The following is a 14,168-nucleotide window of genomic DNA, read 5'->3' on the forward strand; positions in this document are numbered from 1 at the left end:
GGCCGCCGCACTGTCGAGGTCGTCTTGGAAGGGGCCGGTATTACTGGACGGCGTCGATACGCTTCATCAGGTCGGCGTACGGTGCGCCGTACTTCTCGCGGACCGATGCGGTGGCGTCGAAGAACGGCTTTTTGTCGACAGTGATGAACTCGACACCGGCCGCCTTCAGCTTCTCTTCGCTGGCTGCGGACTTGGCGTCCCACAGCGCACGCTCTTCCATCTGCGCTTCACGCGCGACTTTCTTCACCAGTGCCTGTTGGTCTGCGGTGAGCTTGTTCCAGGTGGTCTTGGACATCACCACCGGTTCCGGCAGGATCAGGTGGCCAGTGAGGGTGTAGTACTTGGCACTCTGGAAGTGGTTGTGCTCGAGCAGCGTCGGCGGATTGTTCTCGGCGCCGTCGATCACGCCGGTCTGCAGGGCGCTGAAGATTTCGCCAGTGTCCATGGCAATGCCGTTGCCGCCCATGGCGTTCATCATGTCGATGAACAGTGGGTTGCCCTGCACGCGGATCTTCATGCCCTTGAGGTCTTCAAGGCTGCGCACCGGTTTTTTCGTGTAGATGCTGCGCGAGCCGCCATCCATCCAGGCCAGGGCCACCAGGTTGAATTCGGAGTTGGTGATCTTGTCGAGGATCTCCTGGCCGATGTCGCCGTCGATGATCTTGCGCATGTGTTCATGGTCACGGAACACGAACGGCATGTTGAACACGTTCACGTCCGGCACCACCGGGCCGACGATCCCCAGGCTGACGCGGGTCATTTGTACGGCACCAATTTGTGCCTGCTCGATCACTTCCTTCTCGGAGCCGAGCACCCCACCGGCGAACATCTTGAAGGTGATCTCGCCATTGCTGGCGGCTTCGAGCTTTTTGCCCATGTTCTGTTCGGCGACCACGGTCGGGTAGCCGGCCGGGTGAATCTCGGCAAACTTGATGTCCAGCGCGGAGGCCGGCATCGACAGGCTGAAGGCGAAGGGGAGTACGGCAAGGAGCAGCTTGCGTTTGAAGGTCATGGTGAAACTCCGTGGTTTTTATTATCCGGTTTCGTGTGTGCAAGTGTGTGGCAGAGCGGGGGTTCAGCCCCGGAAGGCAGGCTCCTCCAGGCCTTTGACGCCGAGTTCGAAGGCAAATACCCCACCGGCCAGCGGCTGGTCGGAGAGGTCAATGCCCGCAGGGCGGATCGACGTGACGAACAGGGTGTCCAGGTTGGCGCCACCAAAGGCGCACATGGCCGGTTTTTTCACCGGTACATTGAGCGAGCGGTCCAGGCGGCCATCGGGGGTGAAGCGGTGGACCTGGCCGGCGTCGTTGCCGCAGATCCAGTAGCAGCCGTCCTGGTCGATGGCGGCGCCGTCGGGGCGGCCAGGGTAGGCGTGCATGTCGACGAACAACCGCTTGTTGTGGGGCGTACCGCTGTCGATGTCGTAGTCGAACACCCAGATTTTCTGCACGTTGGGGTGCGAGTCCGACAGGTACATGCGCATGCCGTCGGGGCTGAAGGCCAGGCCATTGGGCACGATCATGCCGTCCTGCTGCAGGTGCAGGTGCCCTTCTCCGTCATGCCGGTACAGCGCCCCGACATGGGCACCCTGCGGCATGTCCATCAACATGGTGCCGGCCCAGAAGCGGCCCTGGCGATCGCAGCGCCCATCGTTGAAGCGCATGCCGCCCTGGGCATGTTCGACGGTGCTGAGCAGGCGGCTGTCGAGGCTGCCGTCGGCCTTGGGTTCGAGGTGGAAGATGCCGCTTTCCATCCCCGCGACCCACCCGTGTTCGGTGCGGGCGATGCAGGCGAGCATTTCGTCACCTTGCCACGCCTGCTGGGCCCCATTGGGCTGCCAGCGGTGCAGTGTGCGGGCAGGGATGTCGACCCAGTACAGGGCCTGTTCGGTAGGGTGCCACACAGGGCTTTCGCCGGTACCGTTGCGGGCGTCGACGATCAGTTCGCAGTTCATGGCCGTGCCTCCTGGCGCGCGGGGGTCAGTTGAACGGTCCGGCCACGGCGAAAGCGCCGCCCTGATAGACCATGCTCGGGTCATCGGCGGCGGGCGCCGGTTGGGCTTCGACGGCCTCGCGGAACACCTCAGAGGTGTCTTTAGGCGCATAGCCCAGGTGCGCGGCATGGCGGTTGTCCCACCACACGGTGCGGTTGTCGGAGGCGCCATAGACGATGGTGTGGCCGACGTTGGGCGTGAACAGCCCGCGTTCGATCAGCTGAACCAGGTCGTCGTAGCTCAGCCAGGTGCAGAGCATCCGCGGGTTCTGCGGTTGCGGGAACGACGAGCCAATACGAATGCTCACGGTCTCGATGCCATAGCGATCGAAGTAGAAGCTGGCGACATCTTCGCCGTAGCATTTGGACAGCCCGTAGTAGCTGTCGGGGCGGCGCGGGGAGTGGGCGTCGATGCGCTCGTCCTGGCGGTAGAAACCGATGGTGTGGTTGGAGCTGGCGAAGATGATGCGCTTGACGCCATGCTTGCGCGCCGCCTCGTAGACGTGGAACACGCCGCAGATGTTGGGGCCGAGGATGTCTTCGAAGGAATGCTCGGTGGACACGCCACCGAAGTGGATGATGGCGTCTACGCCTTCGACCAGGGCGTGGACCGCTGCCTTGTCGGCGAGGTCGCAAGCCACCACCTCTTCATGCGGGCCCGCGGCAGGTGCCATCGGGCTGATATCGGAAAGGCGCAGGACCTCGGCGTAGCCTTGCAGGCGTTCGCGAAGGACCTTGCCCAGGCCGCCTGCGGCTCCGGTGAGCAGCAGGCGATTGAGGGGAGTTGGGGTCATGGCCGGCTCGTTGTTAGTTGTTGTAGGTTGTCGTATGACTATGTGAATTATTGGCAGTGGGTTGGCTGTTGTCAATGAGCCGTGTGTGGGTTTTACCGGCTTACGCAATCCACTGTAGGAGCGGCCTTGTGTCGCGAAAGGGCTGCGCAGCGGCCCCAAACCTGCGCAGCCCTTACCATTGCTGGGCCGCTGCGCGCCCCTTTCGCGACACAAGGCCGCTCCTACACGGAGCGCGCTAGCTTCTTGTTACAACAGCGACAACGGATAGTTGAAGATCAACCGGTTCTCATCAAACTCGTTGTTGCTGTAATCCCGGCGAATGCTCGAGTTCCGCCACTTCACACTCAAATCCTTGAACGCCCCGCTCTGGATCACATACGCAAGCTCCGTTTCCCGCACCCACTCCTTGCCATCGGTAACCGCACCGGTGTGCACATCCTGCCCACTGATATAACGGTTCATCAGCGTCAAACCCGGCACCCCGACGGTGACAAAGTTGAAGTCGTGCCGCACCTGCCACGAGCGTTCGTTGGCATTGTCGAAACTGGAGTTGTAGCTATCGTTGGCCAGCGTCCCGCCGCTGGTGCCATTGACCCGCATCCAGGTATCGCCATCGACTTTTTGCAGCCCAACCCAGAAGGTGTTGCCGCCATACTTGGCCGAGAACATCCCCGAGTAGGTCTTGTTGTCCAGCTGCCCGGCACGCTCGGAGCCGTCTTCATCGCCATGGAAGTAGCCCAGGTTGGCGCCCAGGGTCCAGTCACCCACTGGCTGGCTGTGGCTCAGTTGCAGGTATTGCTGCTGGTAGACGTCCTTGAGCACCGCATTCCACAGCCCGACCAGTGTGCGGTCCTGGTTGAACTTGTATTCGCCGCCGACGAAGTTGAAGCGATCCGAAAGCGCCCCGCCATAGCTCATGTCTTCCATGCTCGCGTCATTGCGCGGGCTGTTGCCACGGAACTGCCCGCCATACAGCGTCAGCCCGGCGATCTCGTTGGAGGTGACCTGCCCCCCGCGGAACGTCTGCGGCAGCGAACGGCCATCGTCGGAGCGCAGGATCGGCAGCACCGGCATCCATTCGCCGATCTTAAGCTCGGTCTTCGAGATCCGCGCCTTGCCCGCCACCGCCAGGCGCCCAAAGTCATCGGCTGGGCGCCCATCGTCGTGGCGCGGCAGCAGCCCGGTGCCGTAGGTGCCGCCACCGCCATCAAGCTTCACCGACCACATGCCCAGCACATCCACACCGAACCCCACCGGCCCCTCGGTAAAGCCCGAGCGGGCATCGAGGATGAAGCTCTGCGTCCATTCCTCGGCCTTGCTTTGCGGGTTGCTGGGGTTGGTGAAGTTGCGGTTGATGTAGAAGTTGCGCAGGCCGAGCGTGGCCTTGGCATCCTCGACAAAGCCCGCCGCCAGCGTGGTACCCGGCAGGCTGCCGAGCATGCCGACGCCGAGCAGGGCAAAGGGAAGGGTTTGGCAGATTCTCATTATTGTTGTGCTCCACAAAAGGGTGTGGCGGCCCGTCCACCGTGCACGCGCAAGCGGCCAGCGGTAGGGGCGGGTAGGTAACGGGCCGGTCACGGCCAGGGAGGGTGAAACGGGCTTACGGCCCTAGGTGGCCGCGGGTGACGAAATCGGGAAAGGTGCAACGCGGGGGTATAGCGCGATTGAAGTCGACATGGCGATCGTCCACGGATTGTTGTTTTTGTTATGCGTTGTCGTACAACTGTGGCGATTTTTATCAAGTGGTGGTGGGGATGTCAACGCTTTGTGGTGTGATGAGGGTGAGATGTTGTCGCGGCATTCTGGGTGGTATGAGAGGTGGTGGGCTCTATACCGGGGCCAGGGGTTCGTATGGAGATACGATGACTGAGTCTTGTGTAGGGTAGGGGTGTCTTGATTTTCTCTAACCTCCATGACGATCAAGATCGTGTATGCGTATCTTAATTTAATTCCATTATTTTGTTGCTAAACTGATTATTTCATCAATAAGACACAGAATATTGTGATTAGGTTGGGGTGAGCGCTGGCTGTGGGGCACGCTCGTGTCCACCACGGCCGTCTCTAGCCGTCCGCAGATTGTGTTCGAGTACAGCAGCGAAGCGAAGCTGCGTGGGCTTGAGTTGTCGTCGTATGCCATGCCGTTGCAAGGTGACGCATTGCGTAGAGGCTTCCCTGCCCATCAGTCCGGTTTGCCGGGGCCTGTCTACGATGCGATGCCCGATGGCTGGGGCATGCTGCTGATGGACCGCCTGTTCAAGCGTCGTGGGCTCAACGTTGCTCGCGTAGGGCCATTGGAGCGGTTGGCTTACATCGGCAATAACGCCATGGGTGCCCTGTCGTTCGAGCCCGTTGCGGCCGAGGGGCTGCAACCTGCGGAGCATATCCCGCTCGACCTGCTGGCCGCCGAGGTACAAGAGGTACTCAAGGGGGACGGAGCCGCGTTTGTGCAGAAGCTGCTGCTGGTAGGGGGCTCCCCTCAAGGCGCCAGGCCAAAAGCCTTGGTCTATCGCGATCCGCACACGGGGGCATTTACTACCGTTGCCAGGGCAGGCCTGGAAGCTTGGCTGATCAAGTTCCCGGCGAGAGAAGAGCACCCTGAAGTCTGCGCTATCGAAATGGTCTATGCCGAGTGTCTACGTCAGTGCGGCATTGCGACGCCTGATACCCAGCATTTCAGTTTGCCAAATGGGCTGGCCGCTTTCGCCAGCCGACGTTTTGATCGCCAGGGGGATCTGCGTGTGCCGATGCAGAGCTTGGCGGCCTATACCGGCGCCGACTTCAGGTCACCCGGTGCCCTGGATTACGTCAACTTCTTGCGGGCGACTCATCTGTGCACCAACGACCTGCGAGAGAAAGCGCGCGCCTTTGAGCGAGTTGTTTTTAACGTGGTGTTCAATAACCGCGATGACCATCCCAAGAATTTTTCCTACGTGATGTCGCGAGCAGGCGAGTGGAAACTGGCACCCGCGTATGACGTGACCTTTTGCGAAGGCCCTGGCGGCTATCATCAGATGGATGTGATGGGGGAGGCCTTGGCGATCGACCGGAAAGCGATACTGCGCCTGGCAAGCGAAGCAGACATTACGCCGGCGTCCGCCGCCGCCATCATCGACCGCATATGCGCAGCAGCGAGCCAGTTTAGGTACATGGCCGAGCGTATGTATCCGCAGATGATCACCCAAGACACGCTTCAAACCGTGCAAGGCCGTATCGACGAAAACAGTGCGCTGCTCCAGTCGGTGAGTTGAAGCAGCTGCAATTGCTTCTAGACTTAGCAACGGTCTCACCCTCGACCACGTCTCTGGGCGCCCCAGTACGGCACATCGATGCCTTTGTGGCGGGGGCGAGGCCTCTACTTGAGCCCCGCAAACACCTTAGCCAGCTTCCCCACCGCTACACGCATCTCGCCAGGCGTCAGCGCCGCAAACCCCATCAACAGGCCCGCATCATTCCTCGGCGATGCATACAAACTGCCGAGCCCCAACAGGTCGATCCTCGCCGCATGCGCTGCCCTCACTACCGCATCCTCTGGCAAGTCCTGCACGAAGTGGCAGGGCATCTGCAGCCCCCCGGCCGGAATGCTTGGCGCCAGAAACGCCCTCAAGTGCTTGTGCACAAGCTCGGCCAGCATGTCCCGGCGCGCGGCATACAGCGCCCGCATGCTCCGCACATGCGCCGAGTAGTGCCCGCCCTCCATGAACCGCGCCAGGGTCAGCTGGGCAATGGAGGCCGTATGCCCGTCCTGCAGCGTGCGTGCACTGGTCATCGGCGCGACGAGAGCAGGCGGCAACAGCAAGTAGCCGATGCGCAGCCCGGCGAACAGCGACTTGGTGAACGTGCCGATGTACAGCGTGCGTTCATGCGGGTCCAGGCCCTGCACGCAGGCAGTCGGCCGGCCTTCGTAGTGGAACTCGCTGTCGTAGTCATCTTCGATGATCCAGGCGCGCTGCTGCCTTGCCCACTCGATGGCCTGCAGGCGCCTGTCCAACGACAATGTGGCGCCGGTGGGATATTGATGGGACGGCGTCAGAAACACCGCCCTGGCATTGGCGGCCAACGGCGCCATGCGTTCCACCTGCAGGCCGTTTTCATCCACTGGCACGGGCACGCCTTCGAGGCCTGCTGCCGCGACGGCCTTGCGCGTGCCTTGGTAGAGCGGGTCTTCGACCAGTACCTGATCGCCTGCATCCATGAGCACCTGCGCGCATAGGCTAAGCGCCTGCTGCGAGCTGGTGAGGATCAGCACCCGGTCGGCAGACGCCTGCGCGCCCCGTTCAAGGTTAAGGTAGTCAGCGATCGCGCTGCGCAGGCAGGCCATGCCCTGTGGCGCACTGTGCTCCAATGCCTGGGTGCCAAATTCTTTGTACACCTGGCGCTCCAGCCTTTCCCAGATCGCCAGGGGGAAGTGCCGGGTCTCGGCTACCCCCGGTGCAAACGGGCGCGGCCCTTGGAAATTATTCACGCCCCCGCTCTGCAGCACGGCCATCGCCCGGCGGCTCAGTTGAGGTGGCTCATCGCAGCGCGTTTCGCGTTTTTGCTGTCGCCGTGGCAGATGCCGAGCGCGTTGCGAGACGAAGCTTCCGCTGCCCACCCGACGCTCGATGAAGCCCTCTGCATGCAACTGGCTGTAAGCCGCCTCCACGGTATCCCGCGAGACGCCCAGCGACTGGGCCAATGGGCGTGAAGCCGGCAGCGATTTACCGACCGGCAGCGCGCCATCAAGGATCAATTGGCGAATCGCCCGCTGGATCCGCACATGCAACGACAACGCGCCATGGGCTGGGTCGCTCATCCAGGCTTTGACCGATTGCAGTTGTGCGTGTTTGAACATTGGTCTGGTTCGCTTGCAAAAAGTGGCGGGGCTATTCAGGCCATTCTATCGCTATAAATGCACCTGTTTTCAGACCATTCCCACATTGAAAGGGGTCCACCATGACAGTTGCACCAGCATTGATGTCAGTCCGCGAGTTGAAGCAGACCGATTTCCCTCAATGGTCCGCCTATTGGGGCCAGTACCAGGCGTTCTACAAAGTAGCGCTAAGCCAGGCCACCACCGAGCTGACCTGGGCCCGGTTTTTCGACCCGGCAGAGCCCGTGCACTGCGCCGTCGCCACGGACGGTGAGCGCATCCTCGGTTTCGTCCATTTTGTGTTCCATCGCTCGACTTGGGGGCGTAACGACTTCTGCTATCTGGAAGACCTGTACGTTTGCCCAAACGCGCGAGGGAGGCAGGTTGGCAAGCAGTTGATCGAGTACGTTCAGGGCCAGGCACGGGAGAAACAGTGCGACCGGCTGTACTGGCATACCCAGGAAACCAACCAGACTGCACAGCGGCTGTACGACTGGATAGCTGAAAAGCCGGGGGTGATCGAGTACCGGATGGCGCTGCCTACGTAGGGCACTGAGGCCCCAATCGGCTGCATGCGTTTCCGGACTGCTACAAGATCAAACTGCGTAGCAGTGGCTACCGGTTGGTTTACCAGGTGATCGACAATGAGGTTGTCGCCCTTTGGGCTGCATAAGCAGCCGGCCTGCCAATCCTGTGGGAGCGGGCTTGTCCCGCGAATAGGGCCACGCGGAGCATGGCACCGGCTTCGCCGGTGTTCGCGGGACAAGCCCGCTCCCACAGGCCCCGCTGAATCACTAATGAATGCGTTGTTCTACGAATGCGGTATTGCCGAGCGCGCGGGCAAAGCTGTAGCCGCTTTTTTACACCCCATGGAGCCGCAAGGCCCGCTGGGCACTCTGCCAATACAACAACGTTGCCGACACCCCACCAGGCCAACACATCTGCCCCAACTGCGGCACACCCTCGACATCATCAACCTGCCTATCACGAAGCACCGCCACTACCTCATGGGTCAGCCACCAGCGCAGGTGCCGGTTCTCCGGAATAGGGTGATGTGCTAGCAAGGTATAGGCCCCGGACTCGCTGACCATGGTGGTCTGCTGGTACTGACCGTTGCGCAGTAACAGCACGCTACGGTGCTGGTCTGTGTCGAGCTTTCGCAGGCAGTGTTCGTCAAAGAAGTGACCGCTCAGGCGGCCGAGCGCCTTCTCGAAGCTGAGCGGTGCGCTTCATAGAAGCGTTTAGTAAAGAATAAAAAAGGCTGCCATTCGGCAGCCTTTTCGATGCTCAGCCCGGACAATCAGTCCCAGCTCAACGCCCCACCAGTCTGATACTCAATCACACGCGTCTCAAAGAAGTTCTTCTCCTTCTTCAAGTCCATGATCTCGCTCATCCACGGGAACGGGTTGGTGGTGCCTGGGTACTCTTCCTTCAGGCCAATCTGGGTCAGGCGACGGTTGGCGATGAACTTGAGGTAGTCCTCCATCATCGCTGCGTTCATGCCCAGTACACCGCGCGGCATGGTATCGCGGGCGTATTCGATCTCCAGCTGGGTCCCTTGCAGGATCATCTGGGTCGCTTCTTCTTTCATCGAGGCATCCCACAGGTGCGGGTTCTCGATCTTGATCTGGTTGATCACGTCGATACCGAAGTTCAGGTGCATCGACTCGTCACGCAGGATGTACTGGAACTGCTCGGCAACGCCGGTCATCTTGTTGCGGCGGCCCATCGACAGGATCTGGGTGAAGCCGCAGTAGAAGAAGATGCCTTCCAGCACGCAGTAGTAGGCGATCAGGTTGCGCAGCAGCTCTTTGTCGGTTTCCGGGGTGCCGGTGTTGAATTCCGGGTCGGAGATGGCGCGGGTGTACTTCAGGCCCCAGGCGGCTTTCTTCGCGACCGACGGGATCTCGTGGTACATGTTGAAGATCTCGCCTTCATCCATGCCCAGCGACTCGATGCAGTACTGGTAGGCGTGGGTGTGGATCGCCTCTTCGAAGGCCTGGCGCAGGATGTACTGGCGGCACTCCGGGTTGGTGATCAGGCGGTACACGGCCAGGGCCAGGTTGTTGGCAACCAGGGAGTCTGCGGTGGAGAAGAAGCCGAGGTTACGCATGACAATGCGGCGCTCGTCTTCGGTCAGGCCGTCCTGGCTCTTCCACAGGGCGATGTCGGCGGTCATGTTGACCTCTTGCGGCATCCAGTGGTTGGCGCAGCCGTCGAGGTACTTCTGCCAGGCCCAGTCGTACTTGAATGGCACCAGCTGGTTGAGGTCGGCGCGGCAGTTGATCATGCGCTTTTCATCGACCGCAACGCGGGCAGCAGAGCCTTCCAGCTCGGCCAGGCCTTCGGCAACGTCGAGGGCGTCAAGGGCAGCCTTGGCGCGTTTTACGGCTTCGGAGTCAGAAGCGGTAGCGGCACGGGCTTCCAGGGCGGCGGCACCGCCGGCGCTGTCGAGCTTGTCGAGGGTGGCAGCGGCGTTGGCCTGCGCAGGGGTGTTGCCTTTGGCGGCTACTTCGCCGTCTTCCTTGTCGAATTCGTCCCAGCTCAGCATGGTTTGGCTCCTGCTTGAGGGTCGCCCTCAGGCAACCGGTTGGATTTTAAGAATGTGATGCCTGACGCAAGGCCGTTACGGCGAATGGACAGCTCGAGAGGCTGACTCTCGTTACATCTGGATGTGCTTGTGCCTGGCCAGGCCTCACCGAGGGGCCAGGGACTTGAAAGGTGCCCTTTTCAGAGGGGGCGCAGTATACCGGAATTCGCCTTCGATCGGGGTGCGAGTCTGGCCGGCGAGGGTAACTTTTTCGACCGGTTTAGCGCGCATCCGTTCACCAAGGGTGTGCCGTTCGTTCGGGCAAGAGTGTAGCCGCTAAACGAAGGTTTGGCACTATATGTTGTGTTTTTTTGTTTGTTAAACACTGTATATGGGGTTTGCGCGTCATGTAATCGATGGACTCGCCCCCGCCGAGGCATCACAGTGCCACGGTGGCGTTCAAAGAAGCCAACGGCAGCGAGGGCGAGACCATGAAGAAGCATACATAGATGCAACCGGGTTCCTAAGTTCAAAAGCAGCTAGACAGTGTGGGCGAGTCCATACATAGGAGCAGCCTTGTGCTGCGAAGAGGCCGGCGCATGCACAGCACATTTCGCTGCCATCACCGGCCTCTTCGCAGCACGAGGCTGCTCCTACACAGTACGTGTTAGCTGCACTGCTTGCGCAGGGTCTCGACCACATGTGTCTTGGGGTGCTTGCGTGCTTCTTCGACCGAGGTGAAGCGGCCGGTTTCAGCATTGCGACCAATTTTGCGAGTTGCCACTTTTTTCCGCGCCATGGGGTACATCCTTTTTTTGAGAGGTCCTGCTCTTTTACCGAGCCGCGCGAGCGGTGGGCAAAGGGCAAGGCTTCTCTGGAGCGCGGATACAAAAATGCCGCAAGGGGCGCCCGTGGGCACCCCTTGCGGCATCAGGCCTTACTGGCAGGCTTCGCAGTCAGGCTCGTCGATCGCACACGCCTTTGGCACAGGTGCCGGGCCGGCGGCCTGAACCGGGGCGCTGTCGCCGCCGCTGGAAACGGCGTTGAGCTTGCCGGTGTTGATGGTCGACTTCTCGGTGCTGGTCGCAGCCAGGGCACGGAGGTAGTAGGTGGTTTTCAGACCACGGTACCAGGCCATGCGGTAGGTCACGTCCAGCTTTTTGCCCGAAGCGCCAGCGATGTACAGGTTCAGCGACTGAGCCTGGTCGATCCACTTCTGGCGACGCGAGGCAGCATCGACGATCCACTTGGTCTCGACTTCGAACGCGGTGGCGTACAGGTCTTTCAGCTCTTGCGGGATACGCTCGATCTGCTGCACCGAACCGTCGTAGTACTTCAGGTCGTTGATCATCACCGAGTCCCACAGGCCGCGGGCTTTCAGGTCGCGAACCAGGTACGGGTTGATCACGGTGAATTCGCCCGACAGGTTCGATTTCACGTACAGGTTCTGGTAGGTCGGCTCGATGGACTGCGACACGCCAGTGATGTTGGCGATGGTTGCGGTCGGCGCGATGGCCATGATGTTCGAGTTACGAATACCTTTTTGTACGCGAGCACGCACCGGCGCCCAGTCCAGGGTCTCGTTCAGGTCGACGTCGATGTACTTCTGGCCACGGGCCTCGATCAGGATCTGTTGCGAATCCAGCGGCAGGATGCCTTTGGACCACAGCGAACCCTGGAAGGTCTCGTAGGCGCCACGCTCGTCGGCCAGGTCGCAGGACGCCTGGATCGCGAAGTAGCTGACCGCTTCCATCGACTTGTCGGCGAACTCGACAGCAGCGTCGGAACCGTAGGCGATGTGCTGCAGGTACAGTGCGTCCTGGAAGCCCATGATGCCCAGGCCAACAGGGCGGTGCTTGAGGTTCGAGTTACGCGCTTGCGGCACCGAGTAGTAGTTGATGTCGATCACGTTGTCGAGCATGCGCACGGCGGTGTTCACGGTGCGTTGCAGTTTGGCGGTGTCCAGCTTGCCATCGACGATGTGGTTCGGCAGGTTGATCGAGCCCAGGTTGCAGACCGCGATCTCGTCCTTGTTGGTGTTCAGGGTGATCTCGGTGCACAGGTTCGAGCTGTGGACCACGCCCACGTGCTGCTGCGGCGAACGCAGGTTGCACGGGTCCTTGAAGGTCAGCCATGGGTGGCCGGTCTCGAACAGCATCGACAGCATCTTGCGCCACAGGTCTTTGGCCTGGATGGTCTTGAACACCTTGATCTTGTTGTACTCGGTCAGGGCTTCGTAGTACTCGTAGCGCTCTTCGAAGGCCTTGCCGGTCAGGTCGTGCAGATCAGGCACTTCCGAGGGCGAGAACAGGGTCCACTTGCCGTCATCGAAGACGCGCTTCATGAACAGGTCAGGGATCCAGTTGGCGGTGTTCATGTCGTGGGTACGACGACGATCATCACCGGTGTTCTTGCGCAGCTCGATGAATTCTTCGATGTCCAGGTGCCAGGTTTCCAGGTAGGCACAGACAGCGCCCTTGCGCTTGCCGCCCTGGTTGACCGCAACGGCGGTGTCGTTGACCACTTTCAGGAAGGGTACGACGCCCTGGGATTTACCGTTGGTGCCCTTGATGTAGGAGCCCAGTGCACGCACAGGGGTCCAGTCGTTGCCCAGGCCACCGGCGAATTTCGACAGCATGGCGTTGTCGTGGATCGCGTGGTAGATGCCCGACAGATCGTCCGGCACGGTGGTCAGGTAGCAGCTGGACAGCTGCGGGCGCAGGGTACCGGCGTTGAACAGGGTCGGGGTCGAGGCCATGTAGTCGAAGGACGACAACAGGTTGTAGAACTCGATTGCACGGGCTTCTTTTTCTTTCTCTTCCAGCGCCAGGCCCATGGCCACACGCATGAAGAACACCTGTGGCAGCTCGAAGCGCACGCCATCCTTGTGGATGAAGTAGCGGTCGTACAGGGTCTGCAGGCCCAGGTAGGTGAACTGCTGGTCGCGCTCGTGGTTGATCGCCTTGCCCAGTTTTTCCAGGTCGAAGTCGGCCAGGGCCGGGTTCAGCAGCTCGAACTCGATACCTTTGGCGACGTAGGCTGGCAGCGCCTTGGCGTACAGCTCGGCCATCTCGTGGTGGGTGGCGCTGTCGGCAACGCTGAGGAAGCCCAGGCCTTCGGCACGCAGGGTGTCCATCAGCAGGCGGGCGGTGACGAACGAGTAGTTCGGCTCGCGCTCGACCAGGGTACGGGCGGTCATCACCAGGGCGGTGTTGACGTCCTTGATGGCCACGCCGTCGTACAGGTTCTTCAGGGTTTCGCGCTGGATCAGGTCGCCATCGACTTCGGCCAGGCCTTCGCAGGCTTCGCTGATGATGGTGTTCAGGCGCGCCATGTCCAGCGGCGCCAGGCTGCCGTCGGCCAGGGTGATGCGGATGCTTGGGTGCGGCTCGACCACGGCGTCGGTGTTGGCGCGGGTGGCGCGCTCTTTTGCACGCTGGTCGCGGTAGATCACGTAGTCGCGGGCGACTTTCTGCTCACCGGCACGCATCAGGGCCAGTTCGACCTGGTCCTGGATTTCTTCGATGTGGATGGTGCCACCCGATGGCATGCGACGCTTGAACGTGGCAGTGACCTGCTCGGTCAGGCGCGCGACGGTGTCGTGGATACGCGACGAGGCGGCGGCGGTGCCGCCTTCAACTGCGAGGAACGCCTTGGTGATGGCCACGGTGATCTTGTCGTCGGTGTAGGGGACGACAGTGCCGTTGCGCTTGATCACGCGCAGTTGGCCGGGGGCGGTGGCAGCCAGATCCTGGTTGGAATCGGCGGCCTGCGGCACCTGGGCCTGCGGGTTCTCGCGAGTTGTGTCGGTTTGCATGGGTGGGTGTCTCCACAGTTTCTATATTGTACAGGCGCCTTTTGGGCGCCCACCGTTCCGTCCACTTGCTCGATCACCCGTGCGGGGATGCGTCATGCGCGCGCATCCGCCCGCTCGGGCGTACCGACTTCGGGACAGACTCAGGAATAAGGGGCAATAGCTTGCCGCTCCCTGGCCGAAGTCAAA

11 protein-coding genes are annotated in these 14,168 nt (G+C 61.2%); 2 read left to right on the plus strand and 9 right to left on the minus strand.

Annotation, left to right across the window (positions count from 1 at the left end; translation table 11 throughout):
• Window positions 1-40: 40 nt before the first annotated feature.
• The 4 genes from ACMCNM_RS05700 to ACMCNM_RS05715 all read right to left on the minus strand — a co-directional run bounded on the left by ACMCNM_RS05700 (window position 41) and on the right by ACMCNM_RS05715 (window position 4,271).
• Window positions 41-1,012, minus strand: coding sequence for a TRAP transporter substrate-binding protein (locus tag ACMCNM_RS05700; RefSeq protein WP_027594705.1), 972 nt, complete (start codon window positions 1,010-1,012; stop codon window positions 41-43).
• Window positions 1,013-1,075: 63 nt separating this feature from the next.
• Window positions 1,076-1,954: a glucurono-1,5-lactonase gene (locus ACMCNM_RS05705; protein ID WP_339549826.1), complete on the minus strand. Its 879-nt coding sequence runs from the start codon at window positions 1,952-1,954 to the stop codon at window positions 1,076-1,078.
• A 25-nt stretch (window positions 1,955-1,979) separates the two neighbouring features.
• A complete protein-coding gene (locus ACMCNM_RS05710) occupies window positions 1,980-2,786 on the minus strand; it encodes an NAD-dependent epimerase/dehydratase family protein (protein WP_085272384.1) in 807 nt (268 codons plus the stop codon).
• A gap of 246 nt (window positions 2,787-3,032) precedes the next feature.
• Window positions 3,033-4,271: an OprD family porin gene (locus ACMCNM_RS05715; RefSeq protein WP_027594702.1), complete on the minus strand. Its 1,239-nt coding sequence runs from the start codon at window positions 4,269-4,271 to the stop codon at window positions 3,033-3,035.
• 542 nt (window positions 4,272-4,813) lie between these two features.
• Here ACMCNM_RS05715 and ACMCNM_RS05720 point away from each other — a divergent pair.
• Window positions 4,814-6,034, plus strand: coding sequence for a type II toxin-antitoxin system HipA family toxin (locus tag ACMCNM_RS05720; protein ID WP_412765903.1), 1,221 nt, complete (start codon window positions 4,814-4,816; stop codon window positions 6,032-6,034).
• Window positions 6,035-6,138: 104 nt separating this feature from the next.
• Here ACMCNM_RS05720 and ACMCNM_RS05725 read toward each other — a convergent pair whose 3' ends face one another.
• Window positions 6,139-7,617: a PLP-dependent aminotransferase family protein gene (locus tag ACMCNM_RS05725; protein WP_412764068.1), complete on the minus strand. Its 1,479-nt coding sequence runs from the start codon at window positions 7,615-7,617 to the stop codon at window positions 6,139-6,141.
• 101 nt (window positions 7,618-7,718) lie between these two features.
• Between ACMCNM_RS05725 and ACMCNM_RS05730 the strand changes: the two genes are divergently transcribed.
• Window positions 7,719-8,183, plus strand: a complete 465-nt coding sequence (locus tag ACMCNM_RS05730; RefSeq protein ID WP_412764069.1) for an N-acetyltransferase family protein — start codon at window positions 7,719-7,721, stop codon at window positions 8,181-8,183.
• A gap of 312 nt (window positions 8,184-8,495) precedes the next feature.
• On the opposite strand, the gene ACMCNM_RS05735 is transcribed toward ACMCNM_RS05730, so the two are convergent.
• The 4 genes from ACMCNM_RS05735 to ACMCNM_RS05750 all read right to left on the minus strand — a co-directional run bounded on the left by ACMCNM_RS05735 (window position 8,496) and on the right by ACMCNM_RS05750 (window position 13,982).
• On the minus strand, window positions 8,496-8,828 hold the full coding sequence (locus ACMCNM_RS05735) for a Bro-N domain-containing protein (RefSeq protein WP_412765904.1): 333 nt from the start codon (window positions 8,826-8,828) through the stop codon (window positions 8,496-8,498).
• Window positions 8,829-8,935: 107 nt separating this feature from the next.
• Window positions 8,936-10,186, minus strand: a complete 1,251-nt coding sequence (locus tag ACMCNM_RS05740) for a ribonucleotide-diphosphate reductase subunit beta (protein WP_027594698.1) — start codon at window positions 10,184-10,186, stop codon at window positions 8,936-8,938.
• Window positions 10,187-10,832: 646 nt separating this feature from the next.
• A complete protein-coding gene (locus ACMCNM_RS05745; protein WP_256208043.1) occupies window positions 10,833-10,964 on the minus strand; it encodes a hypothetical protein in 132 nt (43 codons plus the stop codon).
• A 138-nt stretch (window positions 10,965-11,102) separates the two neighbouring features.
• The gene (locus tag ACMCNM_RS05750) at window positions 11,103-13,982 is read right to left on the minus strand and encodes a ribonucleoside-diphosphate reductase subunit alpha (RefSeq protein ID WP_027594697.1); all 2,880 of its coding nucleotides are present in this window, start codon (window positions 13,980-13,982) and stop codon (window positions 11,103-11,105) included.
• Window positions 13,983-14,168: the final 186 nt, after the last annotated feature.

Source organism: Pseudomonas sp. NGC7 (assembly GCF_047159675.1).
Lineage (GTDB): Bacteria > Pseudomonadota > Gammaproteobacteria > Pseudomonadales > Pseudomonadaceae > Aquipseudomonas > Aquipseudomonas kermanshahensis.